Source organism: Alcaligenes faecalis, from assembly GCF_002443155.1.
Classification (GTDB): Bacteria; Pseudomonadota; Gammaproteobacteria; order Burkholderiales; family Burkholderiaceae_B; genus Alcaligenes; species Alcaligenes faecalis.
In genome coordinates, this window is the sequence record NZ_CP023667.1 from 1,688,006 (window position 1) to 1,712,010 (window position 24,005).

The window sequence follows — 24,005 nt, forward strand, 5'->3', positions numbered from 1 at the left end:
AAAATCCGATTATTGAAAATCTCGGCTACGAGCGGCCAGATCACCAACCAGATGATTCATGGACACCAGACGGCGGGCAATCAAATGACATACGCTGCCATCACGTTGCCAGACACCATAGACACCCAGCAGGCGAGATTGAAGCAAGGCCTGGGATTGCGCCTGTGCCAGCTCTTCACGCACGATCACATTCACACTGCCGGTTTCATCTTCCAGCGTCACAAAGACAGTGCCTTTTGCCGTGCCGGGGCGTTGACGGGTAGTCACCAGCCCGCAAGCCCGTGCCAGACGCCGATCCGGGCAGGCTTGGTTCAGCTGCTCTGCCGTTGAAAATCGCAAGGGGGCCAGCTGTGTGCGTAACAAGGACAAGGGGTGACGATCCAGGCTCAGGCCCACGGCCTGGTAGTCGCTTAATACCTCCAGCCCCACACTGGCCCGCGGCAGATCTGGAGTGTGGTCCGGCGTTTCCGCATGGCTAAGCAATCCCGTCTGACTGGGGCGGCGGGCATCCCAGACACTGTGACGGCGCTGGCTATAAGCACTGCGCAGGGCATGGGCCTGGGCCAGCGCTTGTTGATCGTGGGCCGACAGGGCCAGCTCCTGGCGCAGGCAGGCCAGATTCAGCTTACGTTCCGGGTGGTTTTGCCGGTAACTGACAATGGCCTGTGCCCCTTGCTCGCTCAAGCCTTTGACCATGTGCAGGCCCAGCCGTACCTGACGCGAGCTGCCTGGCGCGGAACACACATGACTGTCGTACAGGCTGTATTGCACATCAACGGGCAAGACCTGAACGCCATGCCGGCGTGCGTCCTGAACCAGTTGGCTGGGGCCGTAAAAACCCATGGGTTGAGAGTTCAGCAAGGCCGCCAGAAAGTGCTCCGGATAACGTGCCTTCAGATAAGCGCTGAACCAGGCCAGTTTGGCGAAGCTGGCCGAGTGGCTTTCAGGAAAACCGTATTCCCCAAAACCGCTGATCTGATCGAACAGGCGCTGAGCAAATTCGGGGGCATAGCCTTTGGCGTCCATGCCATCCAGCAGCTCCTGCTCAAAAGGCCCCAAACCACCACGACGACGCCAGGCGGCCATGGCTCGCCGCAAGGCATCTGCTTTGTCGGCTGAAAAACCCGCCGCTTCCATGGCCAGCTCCATGGCCTGTTCCTGAAAAATCGGCACGCCCAAGGTGCGTTCCAGTACATGGCGGATTTCGGGGGCGGGGTAGTCGACTTTGCTGTGGTCGCGACGACGTTCCAGATAAGGATGCACCATGCCTCCTTGAATGGGGCCGGGGCGCACAATGGCCACTTGCACCACCAGGTCATAAAAGCATTGGGGGCGCAGGCGCGGCAACATGCTCATCTGGGCGCGGGATTCGATCTGGAATACGCCTATGGTGTCGGCCCGCCGTATCATGCGAAAGGTTTTGGCGCTTTGCAAAGGAATGTCCTGCAAGCGAAACGGTTTTCCTTTTTGCTGGCTGATACTGTCCAGACAACGGCGCAAGGCACTCAACATGCCCAAAGCCAGAATGTCGACCTTCAACAGGCCCAGCACATCCAGATCATCCTTGTCCCATTGCACAACGCTGCGCCCCGGCATGGCGGCGTTCTGAATGGGCACCAGCCTGTGCAAGGGCGTTTGTGAAATCACAAAACCGCCAGGATGCTGAGACAGATGGCGAGGGAAACCCATTAGCTGACGGGTCAAGGACAGCCATTGATGCGCTTGCTCGGGCGGGCATTCAGGAAAACGCGCCAGGACTTCATCCTGAATATGGGTGTCTTTCAGCCAGGCTCGATCGCATTGAATCAAGGCCTCGATCAAAGCTTGAGGAATGCTCAGTGCCTTGCCCGTATCTCGCAAGGCACTACGGCGTCTATAGGTGGTGATCACCGCCGTTAAGGCCGCTCGCTGGCGGCCATATTTGCGGTAAATGTATTGGATGACTTCCTCGCGGCGCTGGTGTTCGAAGTCCACATCAATATCGGGTGGTTCCGCCCGTGCCCGGCTGATGAAGCGTGCAAACAAGGTGTGGCTGCTGGCAGGGTCAACTTCGGTAATACCCAGGCAATAACACACCGCCGAATTGGCGGCGGAGCCCCGACCCTGGCACAAAATCCCTTGACTGCGCGCGTAGCCGACGATGTCATGCAAGGTCAGGAAGTAGGACTCGTAGCCCAGGTCCGCAATCAGGCTCAGTTCCTCTTCCAGGCGAGTACGCAAGCTGTCGCTGATTCCTTTGGGGTAGCGCCTCTGCGCGCCGCGCTCGGTTTCCTGCCGCAGATACTCAATGCCACTGAGACCGGGCGGAACAATCTCGACCGGGTACTCATACTTGATTTCGCTTAAACAAAACTGGCACAGCTCCTGGATGTACTCGGTGGTTTCGCGCAGCTCGACGGGGTAGAGATTGGCCAGCTGAAAGCGAGTGCGCAAGTGATGCTCGGCATTGCTGGCCAGGGACCAACCGCATTCTTGCACGGGCGTTTTCAGGCGTATGGCGGCCAACGTATCGTGCAAGGGCTGGCGGGAGCGCACATGCATATGAACACCTCCCAAAGCGGCACAGCGCACGCCACACGTTTGCGCCGCCTGCCTGACAGCACGTAAGTGCTGCATATCCTGATCACGCCTGTGCAGACTGACCCCTAAAAACAGGCGGCCTGCAAACAAGTCCAGCAGATTTTGTGTTTGACGCTGGATGTGCTCGCTATCCAGGCCATACGCAGGCTTGTAGATGAGCAGGCAGTCCGGCAAAACCTGCTGTTGGGCACCTTGGCGGGCTTGCTGCAAAAAAGACCAGTCTATGGAGGCCTCCTGCTTCAAGTCCAGCGATTGATGTAGGTGCGAGATGAATTGGCAGAGATTGCCGTAGCCCTCCTTGTTGCGCGGCAAAATCAGCAGCTCATGAGCCTGAGCATCGTTGCTGGCTCTGGCTTCGGGGTTGGTGCTTTGTGGATTTGGACTGTTCCACGCGCCCGTAAAGCGGAACCGGCTTCCGACCAGCAAGCGGATCTCCGGATGCAGCTTGGCCTGTGCATAGGCGCGTACCACCCCGGCCATGGAAGCGTAATCACATAAGGCCAGTGCCTTGTAGCCCAGCTCGGCGGCGCGGCTGATCAGCTCCTCGGGGTGGGATGCACCATTCAGAAAGCTGTAGTTGGACAGGCAGTCCAGCTCGGAATACAGGAGGTCTAGGTGGGGTTTCATCCAAAGACTCCGTGTAGATACCAGGCGTGTTCCTGGCTCAAGTCCCGGTAAACCCAGTACAAGCGTCCTTGCGGACACAGGCCAATAAAGTAGTCCCGCTGTTGATGCCCGGCACCGCTCCACCAGCCTGTCTGTATCCGTTCCGGGCCTTGAACCAGGCGCAAGCGCTGATTATCCAGAAGCGGGGATTGCTGATCGTGGTGTAAAGGCTGAGCCGGGTCCAGCATCCAGCAGGGACGTTGCAAGGCCGGGCAGCTGGCATTGCTAGGAGCGCTAGGCTGGCTGCTGGACAGGGGCAGCCATTGATTCGTTTGTTCCGGTAAATAGCTGGCCTGGGCGGCAGGCGTCAATATCTGTTCAGCCCCTAGTCTGGCCTGCAAGCGCTCCAGAAGCTGTTGATCTTGCTCTTGCCAATGACGCGCATCGGGAAACAGGCTGCTGGCATGGGTTTGGCGCGGGTGCAGCTGTTGGGCTTGCAGCACCATGCTTTGTACGGCGGCATGTAATTGCAGCTGCTGGAACTGTTCTTGCCATACAGGCAGAAAGTCCTGGCTGCGCCAGCAGGACCGGGCCATCTGCAACTCCAGGCGGGTGGCGATGGGATAGTCCTTGTACCGTTCCGTGTGAAGCACCAGTTCCAGGCGTCCACAAGCCAGTTGATATTGATTCAACCAGGCCTCCAGCAGGATCAACAGGCGGTTCAAGGCCCGCAAGACGGTGGGTTTGTTATTGGACGGGGTATCCATTTCCAGCCTGCGCGTAAATTGCGGGGCGGCATGCACCCATTCCAGCGTCCAGCTTTGTGTGCCGTAGGCCTGGTCCAATTGCAATAAAAGACCGCGCAATCCACGCTGGGATAAACCATCACGGGGCAGTTGATGTAACTGGCCCAGGGTATGGCAGCCCAGACTATGCAGCCACTGCAACTGGTCGGCGGGTGGGGACAGCAAGTGGACAGGAAGCGGGTTCAAGCAGGCTTGCAAACGACGGACGCAACGGCGCTGCTTGCGTTTGGATAAAGCCAGCAAGCAGGCGGCGCGTGCTGTTGGGGCCAGGGCCAGACAGGGCTGGGGAACAAGAGTCTGCAAATCAGCCTGAACCTGGTGATACAGACGGCGCAAACCACCAAACAGCCGAATGCTGGCACTGATATTCAGTACCCATAAATCCGCTTGAACCTGGGCCAGTTGGGGACTGTAGCGCAGCAAAACCGCTTGAACATCGTCCTGCTGCTTGGGGCTGGCCTCAGGCGTAAGCAGGCTCTGGGGCAGTCGCAGGCACAGGTACATGGGACGGAATGGCCGCTGGCGGCATCAAGGTGTGATGGGGCGCTAAAGCAATGCTGTTCTTGCAAGGTGGCCCACGTCGTTTACGGATATGAACATCCAGCCAAGGCTGTCCTTGCTGGTCTTGCCGAGTCTGAAGTTCCAGGCGTAGCAGGGCCGGGCTATTGGCCTGGCTGTGCGCCGGACGCAAACAAAAAAACAGGCTGTCGCTCTGGCTGGCTAATAGTTGCAACTGACGCAAGGCCGCTAAAGGGACATGAGCAGGCAACCAGCTCAGCACGGCAGCGCAATGGCCGTGGCGCAGGGCCTGGGCACTGGCCCACAAGGTGTCGTTCAGGTGTTGGCTGCGTATCCAGATCATCCGGGAGAGCAAGGCGTTTTCTGAAGAAGAACTTTGCCCAGTCGTCGCAGGGGTGCCGTGCCACAGCTGTTGCATGGGTTGATAGGGCGGGGCAACCAAAACCCGCAAGCGCTCTGCTTGCAGAGCGTTCAGGGCTGGCAGCAATAAAGATAGGGCACTGCTGTCTTGAGGTGCATGCAGTTCGATCAGGTTGCCTACAGGCCAGCCGCCTCCCGGCAATTCGGCATCCAGGGCGTCAAACCCGCTGGGCAGGCACGCGCCGGCGGCATGCGCATAATGCTTGCCCGTCCAAAGGGAGGGATGAAGGTCTAAAAGGGAACGAAGTGCGCTTGCCATAGGTGTGCTCCTGGTTGCTGTATAAATATACAGTAAAACTGTTTGCCAGCAAACCAGGCATCTGTTTCAAAGCAGAACTTTTATATACTGTGGCCTTCTGTTTGGCGCTCTCGCATGAATTCTTCCGCTTCCTCCCGTCCAGGCCGTTGCGCTCAATGCCAGCGGCCTTTGGCTCGTTGCTTGTGTCCTTTGATTCCTTCAATAGACGCGGCGTGTCCTGTGCTGATCTTGCAGCATCATTCCGAAGCCCGGCATGCGTTGAATACCGCACGTCTGGCGTATTTGGGATTGAGAGGGACGGAGCTATGGGTGGGAGAGCAGTTTGATGAACTGGAGGCCCGCTTGGCACGGGTGCATCGCCCTGTCTTGCTGTTTCCGGGGCCGCAGGCCAAGGTGGCAGGTTCAACAGGTCTGGAAGAGAAACCGGATTTGATCGTGGTGCCGGATGGCACCTGGCGCAAGGCACGCCTGATCCTGCACAGCAATCCGGTCTTGCACACCCTGCCGTATTGGGTGCTGCCTGAAGGAGAGGCGTCGCGCTACCGACTGCGTAAAGCGCCCGACCCTCAGGCCGTATCTACCTTGGAAGCAATTGTCCGGCTGATGCAGATTATGGAGCCGGAGCGGGATTTCAGCCCTTTGCTACGGCCTTTCGAGCATTTGATCGAAGAGCAGATCCAGGCCATGGGCCTGGAAACCTATGAACGTAACTATCCTACTTCCAGGTGAAGTTCAGCTCGCGGGGCTGACCTTCAACAATACTGGCCTGGCGTTCCTGGGTTTGGCCCTGGTAAGTCGCAAACACCTTGTAATTGCCGGGTGCAAGACGAATCAGGCAGTAGGGACCATCGATCAGGCTGTTCAGCACAGTTTGGTCGCCACTATTACGGATAACCAGTTGCACATCGGAGATATAGCCGACGCGCTCGCCCTGGTTGGCTGAAAAGTTGACGGACAAGGGAAAGGTGTTGCGCACCATGCGAAACAGTTGGGCTTCATCACTGCCTATCCCGCCGCTAATGTATTCGGTTGAACCGTAGTACTGACTGGGCGGCAACTCCTGAGAGTGCACGACGGGACTGCTCAATAAGGCCAGCGACATGGCAATGCCGATCAAAGAAAGATGAGGTCTCATGAGGTTTCCTTGCTTGAAGTAGGGTGGCTAAGCAGGCCATCAGTGGCCCTGTTGCTGTTATGAGAGGGGGGGAGCGGGCTGTCAGGATGAAAGCTGGGCCACAAAAGAGGCCAGTCATGCTGACGAACGGGTTCCGCCTGGGGATTGAAGCTGCGTTCACGCAGCATTCCGTGCCCATGCTGATTAATGGTAATAACGGTGGTGCAGCGGGTGCCGTAATCGGGGCTGACAATAAATGGGCTGCTTAACAAGCGTTCGTGCTCAAGGCTCAGTCCGGTCTGAGGCAAGTCGGCATCGGCAGCAACTTCCTGATTGCGCAATCCCTGGAACAAGCCTTCTACCGCTTGTGGCGAGCCGTCAAACCGTTGTGCCTGCAAGGTTTCTTTCAGGAACAGGCTTTTGGGCCAAGGCGTGTTAAGCCAGGCATTGCTCAGAATATGTACGCCCGGTTCCAGTTTTTGCGGGCGGCCGCTGGGGTGGCGATTGCTGTAATAGCCCAGACGCACAGGCTGTTGCGTGTCAGGCCACTCCAGAACAAAGAGATTGAAGCCTGCGTAGTCGGCCCCTTCTTTGGCCAACTGTTCAAGATACTCGGCGGGACTGCGCTCATCGACCAGGAACTGAGGAATCAACTCGCCGCGTGAGCGTTGCTTGCTGTTTTTGCTACTGGGAGCTTCGCGGTAATTGGTCAGCAGGGCCAGCCGTCCACGGCGTTGTGTCAGGCCCAACCACGTGCCTCCGGCTTGCAGGTCCCGACCCGCCAGAATCTGGGGTTCGTCCTGCCAGGGCTGGGCCGGCTGGCTGGGGCGAGCATGATATTCGTCGCGATTGGCGGCAATAATCAGCGGCCAATCTGCATTAACTCCGACGGCGATATAAGCGATGCACATGTGCCGATTGTAGGATGGCTATGCAGGCTTTGGTAGCCAAAGTACCGCCAAGTTTTGCTTTTTTTCTCGGTATTGAGAATGCCGCTTTGGGCTTGGCGTTCAGGGTTTGAACGCCAGCGTGAAACGGTCTTTGAACGGGCCTCAGGGCGCGGCGTAGTTTTGTGCCAGACGAACGATGGTGACACCAGGGCGTAGCTGGCGCAGTGAAGGCATCACCAAGGTGCAATTATCGTAAGGCGTCAGTAAGGGCTGGCCATCGGCTTGCCCAATCGATGTGCCTGCCTTGGTCAAGGTTTCCAGACCTTGCCAGTTCTGGCTGAAACTGACTTGCATGGAAGGGGCAACAATCGCATGGGTGACTTGCAAAATGCGCTGCTGATCAGGCGAGGCTCGTCGCCAGTCCGCGGGCAAATCTTCTTTGTCGATAATGTCGGCTGCGAGCAGAAAGCGGGCAATCAGGTCCAGTGCAATAGCTGGCGTATCCGGATCGCCATGAAAGCCGCACTCCAGCAACAGGGAGCGGGTCTCATGGGCATTCGGGTCAGAAAAGCGACCGTAATCGCGCATGCGTACGCCATCCTTGTGGCCCGTATCCACAATGACATGCTCGGGGGCGGCCAAGGCTTGCGCCAGTTCGATATTGCGCGCCAAGGTGCCGGTCAATAGCAAGGGGGCGCTGGGTTCATGCATGGAGTGCAGATCCAGCAACCAGTCGGCTTGTTCCAGCCAAGGCAAGATGGCCCGCGCGCGTCGTTGTTCTTGTGTCTGTGTTTGCGACAGCTTTTGATCGCTCCAGACACGGTTCATGTCTTCGTCCACATAGCGGCTGGCGTCGTGCTGCGCAGGGTCAAAGCGATCAAAGGCGTCCAGATTGCAAAAGGCCAGAATCAGTTTGCCGCGACGGGGCTGCAAGCCGCTGGCGAGTACCGCTTTCAAGGCCCAGGCGCCGCACAGCTCGTTGCCATGGATCAGGGCGCTGATCATGACGGTACGGCCTGCTTTACCCGAATCCAGACACCACAGGCCAGGAACACCGGTATTGCCCCGACGTTCTTCGTGAATGTCAGGGAAAGAAAGAGAAAATTGCATGGTGAAGACTCCAGCGCCCCGGCAGTCAGTCGGGGCGCATGTGTTTTATTCGGCTTGCAGCTTGGCCAGCTCGACCAGACGGGCGTATTTGTCGACCTCTTTGGCCTGGAACTCTGCCGCGTTCATGCCAGGGGCGTAAAGCGTGGCCCCATTGGATTGCATCTTCTCTTGCAGGGTGGCGGACTGCAGGCTGCTGTCCAGAGCCTGGCGCAAGGTGTTGGTGACGGACTCAGGCAAATCCTTGGGGCCATACAAACCAAACCAGACGTTGATATCGACCTTCTCAAAGCTGGGGGTATCGGCCAGCGGCGGGATTTCCGGAGCGGCAGGAGAAGCCTTGGTTTCGGTAATACCCAAAGGCACAATCGCACCGGCGCGCGCTTGTGACAGTCCGGAGGACAGGACAAGATAGGCCGTATCCAGTTGTCCGCTCATCAAGTCCGAGACTAAAGGCGGCACGCCGCGGTAGGGCACGTGCATGGCGGTGGTGCCGGTAGAGGCATTTACCATTTCACCGGCCAGGTGCAGCGTTGTGCCGACGCCCGAGGAACCAAAGCTGAAGGCTTCCGGTTCGGCAGCACGCAGCTTTTGAGCATAGTCTGCAGCAGAGCGAATGCCGGATTCTTTGGAGGCGGCCAGTAGCAAGGGTTGGGACGCAATCATGCCAACGGGCGTGAAGTCTTTTTGCCCGTCGTAGCGCACGGCTTTGTTGATCATGCCGGCGATGATCATTTCGTTGGTGGAGCCCAGCAGCAGGGTATAGCCGTCGGCGGCGGCACGCTGTACACGTTGGGCACCAATGGTGCCGCCGGCACCGCCTGCATTTTCAACCACGACGCTCTGGCCTAAACGGCTGCTCAGCTCTTCAGCCAGCAAACGCGCTGTCAGGTCCACACTGCCGCCGGCAGGGTAGCCCACGACCAGAGTCAGGGGGCGCGAGGGATACGTGTCGGCGTGGCTGACCGAGGCTTGCAACAGGCTACAGGCGCCCAGAATACCAAGAACCAAGCTGCGCTTGGAGAAGGAAAAAGACATGATGTGCTCCCCGTTCGATGGATAGGTCTCCGACCAGCGGCCAGGGTTGGCGCTGCGGGCCTGTATATCCTTAGTTATGAAAGGGTATTGTGTCCGTTGCAACGGATCTGAATGTGCCGTTACAGCACATGACCGTGCTTTTTCGGTTGGGATGAAGTTAACGACCCTGCTGGGTGAACGCCCAGACAGATTCAGCCAGATCAGAGAGTGGAGCCCGGGAGCGGTACAAGCGCACCTCAAAGGCAATTTCATCGCCTTTGCCGCCCAGTTGCACCAAGGTGCCACGGCGACATTCATTGGCAATCATGGACAGGGGTAACCAGGCGACGCCCATGCCTTTCAGTACCGAACCCATTGCGGTATCCAGCGAGTCGCAACGTACCGTGCTGACCAGTGGGTAAGGAAAGTGGTGCAGCTTGTCGCCCAGAATACGGGCCATGGCCAAACCACCTGAATAAGAGATCAAAGGAATGCTGCGCCCACTATCGGCATTGAGCTCATATAAAGGCGTACCGTTCTTGCGGCGCTGACAGGTGGGCACCAGCTTGTCAGTGGCGATGGTCATGTAGGTCACTTGCTCGGCCAGGAGTTCAATCGACAAGGCTGGGTGTTCATAGCAGCATAAAAAGTCTGTCTTTCCCTGGGCGAGCAACTTGGCCATATCGGCCATCATGCCCGTGCTGATATCGATAGGGACGTGGGCCGACAAGGGGGCATGACTGCCTTTTTGCAGACGGCTGACCCAGTCCGTGACTAGAGTGCGCGCCAGACTGCGGCCGGTGGCAATGCGCAAGCTGCCTTGTCCGGCCTGGTCCGAGGCCTGCAATTGTCGACGTACGCGGTTCAATTGCTCCAGCACTTGATTGGCCGTGTTGTAGAACACCTGTCCTTCCGGCGTCAGCGTGATGGGCAAGCTGCTGCGATCCACCAGAGGCGTTCCTACCCATGCTTCCAGTGCCCGAATGCGGCGCCCAAATGCCGGATGCGTGACATGGCGCTGTTCTGCCGCCCGGACAAAACTGCCCGCACGAGCCAGGGTCACAAAGTCTTCAAGCAATTTGAGCTGGGACACGAAAGGGGCGCTCCTTACAAGAGGGAAGGCAGGTCAACACCCCAGGCAAGGGGTAAAGAGGGAACAATAACAAAGCCCGATAAAAACGCCCCAAAACTGGCTGAATAGCCAGGATTTGGGGCGTTAGGGACTGCTGAATTTGAGGTGGTGGTATTCAGGCGCGACAGACGTCTTAAAGCATGGCCAGACCGTTGGATTTCTCAACCAGATCGCGAATGCGTACGGCGTCACCAATACGCGAGTAGCGGCCTGAAGAGTTCAGCAGCACAATCGCCACTTCACGATCTTCGATCTTGGTCAGCATGACCAGGCATTCGCCTGCCTCGTTGATGAAGCCGGTTTTGGAAACCTGAATATCCCAGTTGGCGTTCTTCACCAAACGATTGGTGTTGTTGAACACCAGCTGACGACCCCGTACAGGCTGTACCGAATACTGATCGTTCGTGGTGTATTGCTGGATACGGGCATGCTGACTGGTGGCAGTCAACAGCTTGACCAGATCACGCGGGCTGGCCACGTTGTCACTGGACAAGCCGGTGGGTTCCACAAAACGCGTATTGCGCATGCCCAAGGCGCGAGCCTTGTCATTCATGGCGCGCACAAACGCAGGCAGGCCACCGGGGTAGCTGCGGCCCAGTGCATGGGCAGCCCGGTTTTCCGAGGACATCAATGCCAGGTGCATCATGTCGGCACGGCTCAGCTTGGAGCCAACGCTAAGACGCGAGCTGGAGTGTTTGACGCGATCCACATCTTCGTCGATGATCTCCAGCATTTCATCCATGGGCAGGCCGGATTCGGCCACGACCAGGGCGGTCATCAGCTTGGAGATGGAGGCAATGGGGCGCACAGCGTCGCTGTTTTTCTGGTACAGCACGGTGGACGATTCCAGATCCTGCACAAAGGCAATTTCCGAACGCAGGGCTGCATGCTGGATCAGGGCATCGTGTTTGAGGGCATTAAGAGCGCGGCGGCTGTCGTTTTCGCTGTAACTGATGGGCTGCAGGTTTTTTTCAAAAACCAGATGCGGCACGTTGTAGCTGATGGCGGCTGTGGCTTCATCCAGTGTGGATGGCTCGGCCAGCGCCAGTGTCTGCGCAAAGGACGAAATCGAAAAAGGCGCTAGAAATAAAACACATAGCGCGCGTCGAATGAATTTGTTTGTTCTGGTCTGAGGCATTTTTCAGTTCCCGGTAGGCGAGAAACAGAAGGGCGGATAGAATTTATGCGCTTATGCTACCAGAAAAAATCCTCTTTATATTAGTATCTTACGGCTCAAAGTTAAAAAAAATTTAAGATATTTGTACCGTATCATCATGAAACTTATTTTTATCTGTATAAAAACACAGCTTATGTCTTTATTGAAATCCCGGAATTATAAAAAGCCTGTTTTTATAAACAGTTTTTTAAATCCCCTATTTGTTTTTATGGCATTGGGAAGTGTCCCTGCAATAGGGCATAGTGCATCCTTGGCCTGGGATGGCGAACAGCTCAGCAATGCCATCACCACAAGCTCTCCTCGCACGCAACAAAGCTTCATGCCGCCAGAGGCGATACGCTCGCAGGCGAGCACACTGGGGAAGGTGGAGGTCAGCTATGACCATAACGGCCGAGCCGTGCTGAAAAGCCGTCTGTGCTTGCAAGGCGGTTCTTGCGTGGACATGAACGGTTCGGTATTAAGCACGCGGGCCTTTGCCGGCCAGGATGCACGTCATGGCTTTGTGCTGGAGCATGAAGTCTGGAGTTGGGCAGGAAGCACCGAGGCGGTTCGGGTGCGGGCATCGATCCGGGTGAATTACCAGCGATAGCTCGACATGCGGAGACCGTTTCTGCATAAACGATTTAATTCTGCTTGTATTTGATCCACCTCAAAGTACAAGCCTAAAGAAACCTGCGCTACTGCCGATATGTAGTCCTGATGCCCATCGGGCCATAACCAGGACTTGTGCATGAACCCCTCTACTCTGATCGGCATCGTCGCCAGCGTGCTGCTGTTTGCCGTAATCTTGTTTTTTACGGCAGAAAACCCCGCCTTGTTTGTGGACCTGCCCAGTCTGGCCGTGGTGCTGGTGGGCACCTTGGCCGCCACGTTTATCAGCTATCCCTTAAGCGAAGTGGTCCGCATCTTTGGACTGATCGGAACCGTGCTGCGCAACGAGCGCTTGTACACCCAGCAGGACATGGATGAGCTGATCAATATCTCCCGACTGTGGATGATGGGGGATATCCGTGCAGTGGAAGAGGCACTGGAAAAAGTGGCCAACCCGTTTCTGAAAACCGGCGTTCAGTTGGTGATTGACCGGGCTCCCCAGGAAGATATTGAAGACCTTCTGCAATGGCGCATCAGCCGTTTGCGTGCTCGCGAACACGCAGAAGCGCAACTGTTTCGTTTGATGGCCAGCTTTGCGCCCGCCTTCGGCATGGTCGGCACGCTGATTGGCTTGGTCAACCTGATGTTCTTGCTGGGCGATGGTGACATTACCTCGATTGGTCAGCAAATGGCGCTGGCCTTGATGACGACGTTCTATGGCGTGCTGCTCTCCAATCTGGTGTTCAAGCCTGTGGCCGTGAAGCTGGAGCGCCGTACCGAGCAGCGCGTGGTCTTGATGAACATGATCATGCAAGGTGTGTCCATGATGAGCCAGCGTCGTGGCCCGGCCTTGATGCGCGAAACACTCAACTCTTTCATGGCCCAGTATCAGGACGAGATCAATGACCGGGGTGGCCGCGACGATGACGCGGACCCGGCTCCGGAGCGAGGTTGATCCCATGGGAAACATGGAGCAGGACCTGACCTTGGGTGAACTGGCTGACCGCCAGAAAGCCGTGCAAAAGGAACTGGAGCAAGCCCGGGGAGCCAAAATTGAACAGCAACTGGCCAGCAATCTGGGCAGCCGCCGTCGCAGCCGCCCCTGGAATGATCCGGGGCTGGCCGTACCCGAGGAGGAAGAGGCCTGGCTGACCACCTACCTGGACATGATGACCTTGTTGCTGGTCTTGATGATTGTGATGCTGTCCTTTGCGGGCAAGCGGGCACAAACGGCTGCGCAAGGGCAAGGCCAGGGCGGGGCGACGGTTGTTGCACAAGCGGGCAAGGATGGAGCCGGTGTGCTGCCTGCAGGCGCGGGTCTGTTTCCTGATGCCGGCCTGGGTGAAGGTCAAGGCAGGGGTAATCACGGTCTGGATCTGGATGGCCTGGGCGACAATATTGACGTGGTCATGAATGATCAGTCCGTGAGCTTTCGCATCAATAGCGAGATCCTGTTCAACTCGGGCGGTGCGGATCTGGGGCTGGAAGGCTTGACGGTTTTGCGTCAATTGGCGGCTGTATTGCAAAAATCCACCCATCCGATTGTGATTGAAGGCCATACGGACTCGGTGCCCATTCGCAGCTATCGCTATCCTTCCAACTGGGAGCTGTCCGGTGCACGTGCAGGCAGCGTGGTGCGTTATATGGAAGCCAATGGCATAGGCAGCCAACGCCTGAGCGCGGTCGGTTATGCCGATACCCGTCCTTTAGGTGACAATGCCACGCAGCAAGGACGCGCAACGAATCGACGGGTTGAAATCATTGTGCAGACCCCTCAGCCACAAGCTGAAACCCCCGTGCAATAAGCCTTTAAAACAAAACCCCGGTTTGCGACATACAACCCGGGGTTTTTGTTTCGAGCCTTGCGTTCAACGCGTTCGACGTCAGTCCAGTACGCGTGTGGAGGACGCCAAGGTTCCCAAATCAAACTTGGGCAGATGACGACGCAAGGGCATGACCAGAACGCTGATCAGCACCGGCACGATGGCGGCCAGCAAGAAGGACTCCAGCAAGTAATCCATTGGCCCATCAGGGCGCGGGAACACGGCCAGACCGGCAACCAGGCCGCCCAGGGTGCTGATAGTCGCCGTAAAGCCATCGTAGCGGCGGCTGTACAAACCAAAGAACACAGGGAACGCCGCTGCCGAGCACAGCAAGTCTGCCAGCAGGAACAGGTACAGCACGCTGAAACCTTGCGAAGAAGCGTACAGCACCGGGATGGAGCAAACCCAGATCAGGGAGCGTGCCAGACTCATCATTTGCGCGGTATTGCGATGGGGCATGATGCGGCCCAGGTCCACCGCAATCAGGCTGGAGACAGCACTGATGGCCGTATCGGCACTGCTCATCACCAGAGACAGGCCCAAAGGAATCAGCAACACCAGGAACCAGACCGGCACATGCGGCAAAATAACGTTGAACAAGGCCACGGAGCTGTCACCGGATGAACCCAGGCCGACAAAAGCCAGGCCAAACAAACCCATCAGGAAAATGAAGGGAGCCACAAACAGGCCACCCAGCAAAAAGCCGCGACGCATGGACTGGGTATCTTTGGCAGCATAAATGCGTTGCCAATTGCCCTGGTGAAACAGGCCGGTTAACAAGATGGCGACAAAGAAGGTCAGCCCGGCCTTGATACCGACCGGGTCGCTGAGCTCGATCAGGCGGGGCGCTTCCAGCTTGACGCTGTCAAACAGCTGTACCGGGCCGCCTACGGCTTGCCAGCCAAACATCACGATCAGGAATAGCATGGGCAGGATGACAAACATCTGCACCTTGTCGGTGAAGATGGACGCGCGCAGCCCGCCGTAAGAGGTGTAGATCAGTGTGGCCAGCAGCACAATGCTGGCGGTGACCCACAAAGGAATCGGGGCAATCAGGGTGATCATCTTGGACATGGCGGTGATTTCAGCCGTCATGGAGATGAACATGTAAAACAGCATGATGACCAAAGTCAGCGCATACATGGGGCGACCGTAGCGGGCAATCACAAATTCGCTCAGGCTGTGGCCGCGTGGCAGCAGTTCACGCATGCGTTTGCCCAGCGGAATCATGGCCAGACGGGGCGACATGGAACCGATGGCATAGCCGATGACAGCGCTCAGACCTCCCCAGGTAGCAGCCTGCGCGGGCGAGAACAGAATCCACGCGCCCAGCGAGGAGGCCAGTAAAGTCAGAATGGTGGCGACGGAGCTTTGGCTATTGCGGGCCACCACAAAGTCTTCAAGCGAGTTTTTATAGTGGCGGGCGTACAGCACTCCGGCCAGGGCAAAAGCAGCAGAAAAAACGATCAGCCACAGGAGGGTGGCAGTTTGGTCCAGCATGAGATCTCCCCAAAAGCCTGATTGAACAGGCACAAACCGGCCAAGCTGGCGGGATGCCAGAGCAGGGCGCAGAAAAATGGAGGGATTGAAATGGGGCGTGTGAGCTTGTGAATGCGCCGCACAGACAAGAGCGGGCAGGCTGCCAGGCCGCGTTTCCTTTCCCTTCGCCGGCATGATCCGGATCAGGTTCTAAGGGTTACCGCTTGAATGCGGAATCTCAGCCCGTTAAGGACTCCCCCAGGAACAGGCTGAAAGAGTAGGAGAGCTTCTTTCAAATGTCAATAATACGGTTGAGGCCAATTTATGCTATGGTCTGCCTGCGGCACGGGGTGTCCTTCTTGGAAAGGGCTGAGATAAAACCCGTCGAACCTGATCCAGCTCATACTGGCGAAGGGATGTCCGAAGCCATAGCCCTGCGTCCGAACCGGGCCGACATCCTCGCCGAATTTTTGCAAGGAATGTCATGTCTGTGGAACACGTCTCGGAACTCTCCCAACAACTTGTTCTGGTCACCGGCGGCGCACGCGGCCTGGGGGCTTGTCTGGTACGTGCGTTTGCACGTCAGGGCGCCAAGGTTGTCATCAACTACCTGAAAAGTGAAGCAGCCGCCCAGGCGCTGGCGGCCGAGTTTCCGCAGCAATGTCTGGCCGTGCAGGCCGACGTAACGGACGCCGCTTCTGTGCAAGCCTTGTTTGCCAAGGCCCAGGCGCATTTTGGCCAAGCCATCACTACGGTCGTCAATAACGCCTTGCCTGAATTTTCTTTTAACGGCGATGCCCGTCCTCATGCGGATACCCTGAAGTGGTCGCAACTGAACCAGCAGCTGGAAGGCATTGTGGGCGGTGCCTTGAACACCACACAAGCGGCTTTGCCCGGTATGAAGCAAGCGGGCTTTGGTCGCATCATCAATATTGGTACGAACCTGTTCCAGAACCCCGTGGTGCCTTATCACGACTACACCGCCGCCAAGGCTGCCTTGTTGTCCATGACACGCACCCTGTCACACGATCTGGGACCGGATCAGATTACCGTGAACATGATTTCCGGTGGCTTGCTGCGCACAACGGATGCGTCTGCGGCCACGCCTGAAGCGGTGTTTGATTTGATTGCGGCCAGCACACCGCTGCGTCGCGTGACCACGCCTGAAGAATTTGCCGATGCGGCCTTGTTCTTTGCCGGTCCGTGGGCTCGTGCCGTAACAGGACAGAATCTGGTTGTTGACGGTGGATTGGTGAAAAACGGATGAGACAGCTGCATTTCAATTTGTTCATCATGGGCTGCGGACATCACAAAGCAGCCTGGCGTCACCCGGATTCGCAGGTCGAGCGTTTAGGCGATGTGCGGTTCTATGAAGAACTGACGCAGATCGCGGAACGCGGCAAGCTGGATGCCATTTTCTTCGCCGATGGTCAGTCCAGCGATAACGTGTCTGATGGCCCACGCTGGTTTCTGGAACCCTTGACCATGATGGCCGCGCTGGCGCGAGCCACCGAGCGTATCGGCCTGATCAGCACCGTTTCCAGCACTTTCTATACGCCCTTTGTGGCAGCGCGCATGTTGTGCTCTTTGGATCACGTGTCCAAAGGACGCATGGGCTGGAATGTGGTCACGTCCATGTTCGATTCGGAAGCACGTAATCACGGTTACGAAGCCATGCCTGACCATGCCTGGCGCTACGCGCGGGCTGAAGAATTTGTGAATACGGCCCTGAAACTGTTCGACTCCTGGAGCGACAGCGCCTTGGTCATGGACCGAAAGGGTGATTACGCCAAAGTGGATCAGGTGCGCCAGATCCTGCACAAGGGCGATCACTTTTTGGTTGATGGCCCCTTGACCTTGCCGCGCTCGCCGCAAGGCCAGCCTGTGCTGTTTCAGGCGGGTGCCTCTGAACAAGGCCGGGATTTGGCCGCGCGCAAAGCCGAGGCTATTTATGCCGTGGCGTATGACTTGCCTTCGGCTCAATCCTATTACCGCGATATCAAACGACGCGTGCGTGAAACGGGTCGAGGCGTGGATGTGCCCGTAATGCCAGGTCTGGTGACTTATGTGGGTTCCACCATGGAAGAGGCACGCCGCAAGCAGCAGGAACTGGATGAGCTTTTGCCAGCCGAGACTTCCTTGCGTCAGCTGGGCATGTTTGTCGGCCAGGACTGCATGAACTGGGAGCTGGATGCGCCTGTGCCACCGCTACCGCCTTTGGAAAGCTTCAAAGGTCCCAAAGGGCGCTATGCCACCATGCTGCGTATTGTGGAGATGGAAAAACCGACAGTACGTCAATTGCTGGGACGGATCGCTGCCGGTGGTGGTCATTGCACCATGGTCGGCACGCCGGAATCCATTGCCGATCAGATTGAGCAATGGTGGCGCAATGAAGGCGCGGATGGTTTTAACCTGATGCCACCTTCCTTGCCCAATGGCATTCGTGATTTTGTTGAGCAGGTGATTCCGGTTCTGCAAAAACGCGGTCTGTTCCGCCAGGAATACGAGCACGCCACTTTGCGTGGCCATCTGGGTCTGGAGCGTCCTGCGGCTTGATGCCCGGATCAGAAAATAGCGGACATTTCCATGGACGGATTTGTCCGCTTTTTCCCTAGGGGGAAGGGGCTACGAAGTTCCTGAAGTTTGCTATCCTTAATGCTTTAATTGTCGCCTGCTTAACGAGCAGCGAGCTGTATAGGGATCGCACTATGAAAACCGCCGTTGTCACCGGGGCCTCCTCAGGGTTTGGGGCTGCGCTTGCCCGTAAATTGGTATCTGAAGGACATACTGTGCTGGGTCTGGCGCGTCGTCAGGACAAGCTGGATGCTCTGGCGGCCGAGCTGGGCGAGCGTTTTGTACCGGTCAGCGTGGATTTGACTGATCGCGCGCGTGCCGAGGCGGTTTTGACCGATCTGACAGCTCGTTACCCCCAAATCGACGTACTGATCAATAACGCCGGCTTGGCGCTGGGCGTGGACAAGGCGCAAGACGCCAGGATGGATCAGTGGGACACCATGGTGGCCACCAATATCAGCGCGTTGCTGCACATTACGCACGCCTTGCTGCCAGGTATGGTCAAGCAGAACAAGGGCCACATCATCAATCTGGGCTCGACCGCGGGCGAATACGCTTACGCGGGTGGCAATGTGTACGGCGCTACCAAGGCTTTTGTTCATCATCTGGGCATGAATCTGCGCGCCGACCTGTCGGGTACAGCAGTTCGTGTGTCTACCGTGGCTCCTGGCCTCTGTTCCGGCACGGACTTCTCTACCGTTCGTCTGGGCGATAAAGATAAAGCTGCTGCGCTTTACCAGAACGTGGATGCGCTAACGCCCGAGGATATCGCCAACACCATTGCCTGGATCATGAACGCGCCTGCCCATATGAACGTCAACTACATCGAGTTGATGCCTGTGGCGCAAAGCTTTGCAGGCTTGAGCGTGCATCGCAAGGCTTAAGCTTGGTGACTGGCCCTGGTCTGGCTTGATTAGACTTGGGCTCCGGTCTTACACTGCAAACGTCTTCAGGGCGGGGTGAAATTCCCCACCGGCGGTAAGGGAGCCATTCCCCAGCCCGCGAGCGCTTTCCCCTTGGGAAAGGTCAGCAGATCAGGTGAGAAACCTGGGCCGACGGTGAGAGTCCGGATGAAAGAAGATGAAGCATCGCTGCCTTGTGAGCAAGGCAGCGACGTGTTTTATTGCTGCCCGGAGGACGCATTGTTTAATCAAGGATGCGTTCAAATGAAAAATCTGAAAATTTCCCCTGCATTAGCCGTTGGTCTTTTGCATGAGTTCTGCGAAGGAGCGTGCTGATGTATACCGGAATTGTTAAAGCGGTTCGTCCTCTTACTGCGGTCAAGGCCGAGCTGGGCCGTACCGAGTTTGAAATTGAGTTCACCGACGAATTGCTGGTGGATCTGCAACTGGGCGCCAGTGTCAGCGTGGAAGGCACATGCCTGAGCGTGACCAGTATTTCCGGCCCCAAAGTCACTTTTGATGCGATTCCCGTCACGCTGGAGCGGACGAACCTGGGCACGCTCAAGACGGGTGATCTGGTCAATATCGAACGATCGGCCAAGCTGAACGAGGAAATTGGTGGTCATGTGATGGCTGGCCATATCGCAACGACTGCTGAAGTGCTGGAACTGAGCATTACCGAGGCCGGTAACCGTCTGCGGTTTCAGATGCCGGAAGACTGGGCGAAATATGTGTTCCCGCGTGGTTTCCTGGGTGTTAATGGCTGTAGCCTGACCGTGGCGGACGTGGAAGATGGCGTTGTGACTATCAATCTGATTCCCGAAACATTGCGCCAGACAACATTTTCTCGTTACAAGGCGGGCGATAGGCTCAATATCGAAGTGGATCAACAGACGGTTGTTCTGGTCGATGTGCTGGAGCGTACGGTGGCGGGAACCTTGTCGCGCGTGATGCCTGGTTTTAAAGGCTGAGTCACGCGTAAGTTAAGTGCAAAGGGCCGCTAGTTCTAAAACTGGCGGCCCTTTTTGTGTGCCGGTGCTTTTTAGGCGCACATAAAGCTCGGAATGAAATGCAGTACAGGTGCTTGAGAACATAGCCACTCTAGTGGCGATCAGCCATTTTCCAATGGCCTGATGAGCTGCGTACCAAGACGTGATCCGCTATTGATTTAGTGTTTCCAAGACAAAATCAGCGCGGTTTTCTACGCTTGTTTTTGGCAGCAGGTGTACTTGGTATTCCAACAGGGGATAGACACGCTCCAGACGCTCATACTCATGCAAAGCCGCGTCCATATCGTGACGACGCTCTGGATCAGCTTCGTATATTTCCGGCCAGGGAGGCGTTAAAAACACCTGTGAATGATAAGGGTGAGTGTTGTTGAGCTCGTCCAGCAGTGGAGTGCCTGTTAATTCCTCTAAAGCAGCTGCCGCATCAATCAATCCTCGATCAAAAAATACCCAAGGGCCATCTTTGGGCGCGTTTGAGTAGTCAGTCTGCGCGACCTTTATCGCTTCTTTCAGGAATGCTTCCATATCCTGCCAGGGGAGGGCAGAGCCACCATTGACCAACTGTTCCTGCACGATACGCCGTCCAGGCTCCTGGATAACCGTATAGCCACGATTTTGCAGCTCGGATAACAGAGTAGATTTGCCGCCGCCGGAGCAGCCGGAAATGAGGACAAATGTAGACATAAAGAAATCCAGATTGACAGAGGATAAAGGCTTGGCGACTAGAGTACATAACTTCCTAATGCGCTGGTAAGTAGAGATCTTTCATAAATAAAAAATGCAATTAACGGAAAAGAAATACAAGCATTGAAAAAAACGTCTTCAACAAAATGAGGGTGGTTTTGGTGACGAAGCTGCAGGGTGACGCGGCTCGCTACCGATCAACGCATGGGCACACGTGTACAGTCTGATGCATTCTGTTCGGATTTCCGTCTTTTTAGAGTTTGTTCTGTTCGGATATTCGAACAGAAAGGGGGCGTATTGTTGGCGCTAATACAATCAGTACACAAAAAATGACTTGTTTTTCAATAGTCTAATGTCAGTAAAGAGTCTTGGCACAGTTGTTGCTTTTAACTCCGTACAAGAACCCCAGTATTGGGGCCCTTAATAAAAACGGAGAGATGACATGACTGATTGCGCCGCAACGGCTAACACTCGTCTGGAGAAAGACCTGCTGGGTACGCGCCCCGTACCTGACTCGGTGTATTTTGGCGTACATACCTTGCGAGCCGTCGAAAACTTCAGGATTACGGCGACAACTATCGCCAACTACCCCGATTTGATTCGAGCCTTGGCACAGATTAAAGCGTCCGCCGCACAGGCCAACCATGCACTGGGGGCGCTGAATGCCGCCAAGAAAGAAGCGATTGTGCAGGCGTGCCGGGAAATTGAGGCTGGCCAGCATCACGACCATTTTGTGGTGGATGTGATTCAGGGAGGTGCAGGAACTTCTACCAATATGAATGCGAATGAAGTGATCGCTAACCGTGCTCTGGAAATTCTGGGTCACCAACGCGGGCAGTACGCGTTCCTTCACCCTAATGAGGATGTAAACCTGGGGCAATCTACCAATGATGTCTACCCCACCGCCTTGAAACTGGCTGCCTATCAGGGTGCGACCCGTTTACTGACTGCCTTGGAGTATTTGCAGCAAGCCTTTGATCGCAAAGCTCACGCTTTCAAAGATTTGTTGAAAATGGGGCGCACGCAGTTGCAGGAAGCAGTCCCCATGACCCTAGGGCAAGAGTTTGCGGTTTACGCCGGCATGATTGCCAAAGATCGCCTGTGTCTGACCGAGGCCATGCAAGAGCTGTGTGAAATCAATCTAGGCGCGACGGCGATCGGGACGGGGATCAATACGGAGCCACGCTATGCCGAACTGGTTACGCGCCAGTTGTCCTCGAACACGGGTATCAGTCTGCGTAGCGCATCGGATCTGATTCTGGCCACGCAGGACTGCAGTGCGTTCGTACAGTTGTCCGGTGCCTTGAAACGCATTGCCGTCACCTTGTCCAAGACTTGCAACGACTTGCGTCTGCTCTCAAGTGGTCCACGTGCAGGCATTGGTGAGATCAATTTGCCTCCTCGCCAGGCTGGCTCTTCCATCATGCCCGGCAAAGTCAATCCTGTTATCCCAGAGGCCGTCAGTCAGATTGCCTTTGAAGTCTTTGGTAATGATGTGACTGTCTCCTTTGCGGCCGAAGCCGGTCAGCTTCAACTTAACGCGTTTGAGCCCATTATCGCCCACAGTCTTTACAAGAGCCTGCGTCATCTGCAACGTGGATGCATGATTTTGGCCGACTACTGCGTGGACGCGATTACCGCCAATCCCCAGCGTCTGGCAGACAGTGTCAGCAACTCCATCGGCTTGGTCACGGCGCTTAATCCGCTGATCGGCTACACCGCGGCCACCGCTATTGCCAAGCAGGCGCATGAAACCGGTAAAGGGGTGGCTGAGCTGATTCTGGAGCAAGGTTTGTTAAGCGCGGACGAACTGACTCAGGCCTTACAGCCTGAGCAACTGATCGCGCCGCGCGCCTCCAAAACCACTGAACAAACTCTTTAATTAAAAACCGACAGGCCCGCGCACGGGCCGATACGGGAGATGAACGCATGAAGCTGAATAAGCAAACCACATGGATTCTGATTGCCATGGTACTGGGCGTGGTAGTGGGTTATATCTGCCACAAGATGGCCGACACCCCTGAACAGGCGCATGCCATTGCCAGCTACTTTGGCATGGTGACGGATATGTTCCTGCGCTTGATCAAGATGATCATTGCTCCGTTGATTTTCGCCACGCTGGTTGCTGGTATGGCCAGCATGGATGATGCAGCAACTGTTGGTCGTATCGGGGGCCGTGCTGTGGGTTGGTTTTTGCTGGCCTCGCTGGTATCGCTGACGGTAGGGCTGATTTTTGCCAATATTTTCCAACCTGGTGCGAATGTTGGCATTCCCTTGCCTGCCGAATCGGCTCATTTGGGGGTGGATACCTCGGCGCTGAATCTGAAAACGTTTCTGACGCATGTTGTGCCACGTAACTTTTTTGAATCCATGTCCAAGAACGAGATTTTGCAGATCCTGGTGTTCTCGGTATTTTTTGGACTGGCCTTGGGCAAAGTGCGTGGCAATCCTCAGGCCAACATCCTGGCGCAAACGATTGAGGGCGCAGTGCCAGTGATGCTGACCGTCACCAACTACGTCATGTACTTTGCACCACTGGGCGTGTTTGCCGCTGTTGCCAATATCATCACGACCGAAGGGCTGGGTATTTTGGCCGTCTATGGCAAGTTTCTGGGCAGCTTTTATGCCACCTTGGTGGTGCTGTGGGCGATTTTGCTTGCCGCGGGATTTTTGGTGCTCAAGGGCCGGGTATTCACCCTGTTCAAAGAAATCCGCCAACCGATGTTACTGGGCTTTTCTACGGCCTCCAGCGAAGCCGCCTATCCTCGTTTGATGGAAAAACTGGAAGTGTTCGGTGTACGCAAGCGAGTTATCGGTTTTGTCCTCCCGCTGGGTTATTCCTTTAACCTGGATGGCTCCATGATCTATACCGCTTTTGCGGCGCTGTTTATCTCTCAGGCATATGACGTGTCGCTCACCATGCAACAGCAAATTATCATGCTGTTGGTGTTGATGATTTCCAGTAAAGGTATTGCCGGCGTACCACGCTCAGCGCTGGTCGTCGTGGCAGCAGTTTTGCCTATGTTTGGGCTGCCTGAGGCTGGTGTATTATTGATCATGGGCATTGATCACTTTCTGGACATGGGCCGCACTGCGACAAATGTATTGGGTAACGGCATTGCCACAGCCGTTGTCGCTAAATGGGAAGGTGCCATCGATGCGCCTGACCAGGCGGACAGCAAGGCGACAGGCTCACCACAGCCCCAGCCCGAGCAGGCAGGCCCAGACTCAGCACCCGCTGTCGCCTGACGTCTTCCGTGTCGATATAGCGGCTGTCTACTAAATATTCTGCGTAAGTGGCCGCTACGTTTTATGCAT

The 24,005-nt window shown here is 56.2% G+C and carries 22 protein-coding genes and 3 riboswitches; of the genes, 11 read left to right on the forward strand and 11 right to left on the reverse strand.

Annotated elements, in window-relative coordinates; genetic code table 11:
* Nucleotides 1–9: 9 nt before the first annotated feature.
* Genes CPY64_RS07920 through imuA form a run of 3 tightly spaced genes read right to left on the reverse strand, consistent with a single transcriptional unit; the run spans nucleotide 10 to nucleotide 5,190 of the window.
* Nucleotides 10–3,207, reverse strand: a complete 3,198-nt coding sequence (locus tag CPY64_RS07920; protein ID WP_042480441.1) for an error-prone DNA polymerase — start codon at nucleotides 3,205–3,207, stop codon at nucleotides 10–12.
* Complete coding sequence (locus tag CPY64_RS07925; protein WP_042480445.1) at nucleotides 3,204–4,496, reverse strand: Y-family DNA polymerase; 1,293 nt, start codon at nucleotides 4,494–4,496, stop codon at nucleotides 3,204–3,206. The genes CPY64_RS07920 and CPY64_RS07925 overlap by 4 nt, the downstream gene beginning before the upstream one ends.
* Nucleotides 4,453–5,190, reverse strand: a complete 738-nt coding sequence (gene imuA, locus CPY64_RS07930) for a translesion DNA synthesis-associated protein ImuA (protein WP_042480448.1) — start codon at nucleotides 5,188–5,190, stop codon at nucleotides 4,453–4,455. The genes CPY64_RS07925 and imuA overlap by 44 nt, the downstream gene beginning before the upstream one ends.
* A gap of 114 nt (nucleotides 5,191–5,304) precedes the next feature.
* Here imuA and CPY64_RS07935 point away from each other — a divergent pair, with 114 nt between their 5' ends.
* Entirely contained in the window at nucleotides 5,305–5,919 is a 615-nt protein-coding gene (locus tag CPY64_RS07935) for a tRNA-uridine aminocarboxypropyltransferase (RefSeq protein WP_042480451.1), read from the forward strand.
* Here CPY64_RS07935 and CPY64_RS07940 read toward each other — a convergent pair.
* The 6 genes from CPY64_RS07940 to pbpG all read right to left on the reverse strand — a co-directional run bounded on the left by CPY64_RS07940 (nucleotide 5,906) and on the right by pbpG (nucleotide 11,588).
* The gene (locus CPY64_RS07940) at nucleotides 5,906–6,325 is read right to left on the reverse strand and encodes a carboxypeptidase-like regulatory domain-containing protein (RefSeq protein WP_042480454.1); all 420 of its coding nucleotides are present in this window, start codon (nucleotides 6,323–6,325) and stop codon (nucleotides 5,906–5,908) included. The two genes, CPY64_RS07935 and CPY64_RS07940, sit on opposite strands and share 14 nt — an antisense overlap.
* Nucleotides 6,322–7,215, reverse strand: coding sequence for an NRDE family protein (locus CPY64_RS07945; protein ID WP_042480457.1), 894 nt, complete (start codon nucleotides 7,213–7,215; stop codon nucleotides 6,322–6,324). Before CPY64_RS07945 ends, CPY64_RS07940 begins: the two co-directional genes overlap by 4 nt.
* A 141-nt stretch (nucleotides 7,216–7,356) precedes the next feature.
* Nucleotides 7,357–8,304, reverse strand: coding sequence for a M14 family metallopeptidase (locus CPY64_RS07950; protein WP_042480460.1), 948 nt, complete (start codon nucleotides 8,302–8,304; stop codon nucleotides 7,357–7,359).
* A gap of 45 nt (nucleotides 8,305–8,349) precedes the next feature.
* The gene (locus tag CPY64_RS07955) at nucleotides 8,350–9,339 is read right to left on the reverse strand and encodes a Bug family tripartite tricarboxylate transporter substrate binding protein (RefSeq protein ID WP_042480463.1); all 990 of its coding nucleotides are present in this window, start codon (nucleotides 9,337–9,339) and stop codon (nucleotides 8,350–8,352) included.
* A gap of 157 nt (nucleotides 9,340–9,496) precedes the next feature.
* Entirely contained in the window at nucleotides 9,497–10,411 is a 915-nt protein-coding gene (locus tag CPY64_RS07960) for a LysR family transcriptional regulator (RefSeq protein WP_042480466.1), read from the reverse strand.
* Nucleotides 10,412–10,583: 172 nt separating this feature from the next.
* Nucleotides 10,584–11,588 carry a D-alanyl-D-alanine endopeptidase gene (gene pbpG / locus CPY64_RS07965; RefSeq protein WP_086060509.1) on the reverse strand — a complete coding sequence of 335 codons (1,005 nt, stop codon included), beginning with the start codon at nucleotides 11,586–11,588 and terminating at the stop codon, nucleotides 10,584–10,586.
* A 247-nt stretch (nucleotides 11,589–11,835) separates the two neighbouring features.
* Between pbpG and CPY64_RS07970 the strand changes: the two genes are divergently transcribed.
* From CPY64_RS07970 to CPY64_RS07980, 3 genes are all read left to right on the forward strand, one after another.
* Nucleotides 11,836–12,216, forward strand: a complete 381-nt coding sequence (locus CPY64_RS07970; RefSeq protein ID WP_042480468.1) for a flagellar protein FlhE — start codon at nucleotides 11,836–11,838, stop codon at nucleotides 12,214–12,216.
* A 141-nt stretch (nucleotides 12,217–12,357) separates the two neighbouring features.
* A complete protein-coding gene (locus CPY64_RS07975; protein ID WP_009454185.1) occupies nucleotides 12,358–13,173 on the forward strand; it encodes a motility protein A in 816 nt (271 codons plus the stop codon).
* A 4-nt stretch (nucleotides 13,174–13,177) separates the two neighbouring features.
* Entirely contained in the window at nucleotides 13,178–14,023 is an 846-nt protein-coding gene (locus tag CPY64_RS07980) for an OmpA/MotB family protein (RefSeq protein ID WP_223254033.1), read from the forward strand.
* A 78-nt stretch (nucleotides 14,024–14,101) separates the two neighbouring features.
* Here CPY64_RS07980 and CPY64_RS07985 read toward each other — a convergent pair whose 3' ends face one another.
* A complete protein-coding gene (locus tag CPY64_RS07985; RefSeq protein WP_042482111.1) occupies nucleotides 14,102–15,541 on the reverse strand; it encodes a sodium:solute symporter family protein in 1,440 nt (479 codons plus the stop codon).
* A gap of 141 nt (nucleotides 15,542–15,682) precedes the next feature.
* Nucleotides 15,683–15,790: riboswitch (TPP riboswitch) on the reverse strand.
* 66 nt (nucleotides 15,791–15,856) lie between these two features.
* Nucleotides 15,857–15,954, forward strand: a riboswitch (TPP riboswitch).
* 50 nt (nucleotides 15,955–16,004) lie between these two features.
* Between CPY64_RS07985 and CPY64_RS07990 the strand changes: the two genes are divergently transcribed.
* The 5 genes from CPY64_RS07990 (at nucleotide 16,005) to CPY64_RS08005 (ending at nucleotide 19,967) form a co-directional block, all read left to right on the forward strand.
* Complete coding sequence (locus CPY64_RS07990) at nucleotides 16,005–16,787, forward strand: 3-oxoacyl-ACP reductase (protein WP_042480475.1); 783 nt, start codon at nucleotides 16,005–16,007, stop codon at nucleotides 16,785–16,787.
* Nucleotides 16,784–18,076, forward strand: coding sequence for an LLM class flavin-dependent oxidoreductase (locus CPY64_RS07995; RefSeq protein WP_042480479.1), 1,293 nt, complete (start codon nucleotides 16,784–16,786; stop codon nucleotides 18,074–18,076). Before CPY64_RS07990 ends, CPY64_RS07995 begins: the two co-directional genes overlap by 4 nt.
* A gap of 152 nt (nucleotides 18,077–18,228) precedes the next feature.
* Nucleotides 18,229–18,978 (forward strand): SDR family NAD(P)-dependent oxidoreductase, encoded by a 750-nt coding sequence (locus CPY64_RS08000; protein WP_042480482.1) that lies wholly within the window; start codon nucleotides 18,229–18,231, stop codon nucleotides 18,976–18,978.
* Between the two features lie 57 nt (nucleotides 18,979–19,035).
* Nucleotides 19,036–19,180: riboswitch (FMN riboswitch) on the forward strand.
* Complete coding sequence (locus tag CPY64_RS18990; protein ID WP_155274654.1) at nucleotides 19,165–19,332, forward strand: hypothetical protein; 168 nt, start codon at nucleotides 19,165–19,167, stop codon at nucleotides 19,330–19,332. It overlaps the preceding riboswitch by 16 nt.
* On the forward strand, nucleotides 19,332–19,967 hold the full coding sequence (locus CPY64_RS08005; RefSeq protein ID WP_042480485.1) for a riboflavin synthase: 636 nt from the start codon (nucleotides 19,332–19,334) through the stop codon (nucleotides 19,965–19,967). The genes CPY64_RS18990 and CPY64_RS08005 overlap by 1 nt, the downstream gene beginning before the upstream one ends.
* A 189-nt stretch (nucleotides 19,968–20,156) precedes the next feature.
* Here the strand turns inward: CPY64_RS08005 and CPY64_RS08010 are convergent, their stop codons facing one another.
* Nucleotides 20,157–20,687 (reverse strand): AAA family ATPase, encoded by a 531-nt coding sequence (locus CPY64_RS08010; RefSeq protein WP_042480487.1) that lies wholly within the window; start codon nucleotides 20,685–20,687, stop codon nucleotides 20,157–20,159.
* 442 nt (nucleotides 20,688–21,129) lie between these two features.
* Here CPY64_RS08010 and CPY64_RS08015 point away from each other — a divergent pair, with 442 nt between their 5' ends.
* Nucleotides 21,130–22,569 carry an aspartate ammonia-lyase gene (locus tag CPY64_RS08015; protein ID WP_042480490.1) on the forward strand — a complete coding sequence of 480 codons (1,440 nt, stop codon included), beginning with the start codon at nucleotides 21,130–21,132 and terminating at the stop codon, nucleotides 22,567–22,569.
* Nucleotides 22,570–22,616: 47 nt separating this feature from the next.
* Nucleotides 22,617–23,936: a dicarboxylate/amino acid:cation symporter gene (locus CPY64_RS08020; RefSeq protein WP_042480493.1), complete on the forward strand. Its 1,320-nt coding sequence runs from the start codon at nucleotides 22,617–22,619 to the stop codon at nucleotides 23,934–23,936.
* Nucleotides 23,937–24,005 lie beyond the last annotated feature (69 nt).

Bases quoted from the DNA above. Each gene is read 5' to 3' on its own strand.
- CPY64_RS07920 (WP_042480441.1), bottom strand. From the start codon at position 3,207: ATGAAACCCCACCTAGACCTCCTGTATTCCGAGCTGGACTGCCTGTCC.
- CPY64_RS07925 (WP_042480445.1), bottom strand. From the start codon at position 4,496: ATGTACCTGTGCCTGCGACTGCCCCAGAGCCTGCTTACGCCTGAGGCC.
- imuA (WP_042480448.1), bottom strand. From the start codon at position 5,190: ATGGCAAGCGCACTTCGTTCCCTTTTAGACCTTCATCCCTCCCTTTGG.
- CPY64_RS07935 (WP_042480451.1), top strand. From the start codon at position 5,305: ATGAATTCTTCCGCTTCCTCCCGTCCAGGCCGTTGCGCTCAATGCCAG.
- CPY64_RS07940 (WP_042480454.1), bottom strand. From the start codon at position 6,325: ATGAGACCTCATCTTTCTTTGATCGGCATTGCCATGTCGCTGGCCTTA.
- CPY64_RS07945 (WP_042480457.1), bottom strand. From the start codon at position 7,215: ATGTGCATCGCTTATATCGCCGTCGGAGTTAATGCAGATTGGCCGCTG.
- CPY64_RS07950 (WP_042480460.1), bottom strand. From the start codon at position 8,304: ATGCAATTTTCTCTTTCTTTCCCTGACATTCACGAAGAACGTCGGGGC.
- CPY64_RS07955 (WP_042480463.1), bottom strand. From the start codon at position 9,339: ATGTCTTTTTCCTTCTCCAAGCGCAGCTTGGTTCTTGGTATTCTGGGC.
- pbpG (WP_086060509.1), bottom strand. From the start codon at position 11,588: ATGCCTCAGACCAGAACAAACAAATTCATTCGACGCGCGCTATGTGTT.
- CPY64_RS07970 (WP_042480468.1), top strand. From the start codon at position 11,836: ATGGCATTGGGAAGTGTCCCTGCAATAGGGCATAGTGCATCCTTGGCC.
- CPY64_RS07975 (WP_009454185.1), top strand. From the start codon at position 12,358: ATGAACCCCTCTACTCTGATCGGCATCGTCGCCAGCGTGCTGCTGTTT.
- CPY64_RS07980 (WP_223254033.1), top strand. From the start codon at position 13,178: ATGGGAAACATGGAGCAGGACCTGACCTTGGGTGAACTGGCTGACCGC.
- CPY64_RS07985 (WP_042482111.1), bottom strand. From the start codon at position 15,541: ATGCTGGACCAAACTGCCACCCTCCTGTGGCTGATCGTTTTTTCTGCT.
- CPY64_RS07990 (WP_042480475.1), top strand. From the start codon at position 16,005: ATGTCTGTGGAACACGTCTCGGAACTCTCCCAACAACTTGTTCTGGTC.
- CPY64_RS07995 (WP_042480479.1), top strand. From the start codon at position 16,784: ATGAGACAGCTGCATTTCAATTTGTTCATCATGGGCTGCGGACATCAC.
- CPY64_RS08000 (WP_042480482.1), top strand. From the start codon at position 18,229: ATGAAAACCGCCGTTGTCACCGGGGCCTCCTCAGGGTTTGGGGCTGCG.
- CPY64_RS18990 (WP_155274654.1), top strand. From the start codon at position 19,165: ATGAAAGAAGATGAAGCATCGCTGCCTTGTGAGCAAGGCAGCGACGTG.
- CPY64_RS08005 (WP_042480485.1), top strand. From the start codon at position 19,332: ATGTATACCGGAATTGTTAAAGCGGTTCGTCCTCTTACTGCGGTCAAG.
- CPY64_RS08010 (WP_042480487.1), bottom strand. From the start codon at position 20,687: ATGTCTACATTTGTCCTCATTTCCGGCTGCTCCGGCGGCGGCAAATCT.
- CPY64_RS08015 (WP_042480490.1), top strand. From the start codon at position 21,130: ATGACTGATTGCGCCGCAACGGCTAACACTCGTCTGGAGAAAGACCTG.
- CPY64_RS08020 (WP_042480493.1), top strand. From the start codon at position 22,617: ATGAAGCTGAATAAGCAAACCACATGGATTCTGATTGCCATGGTACTG.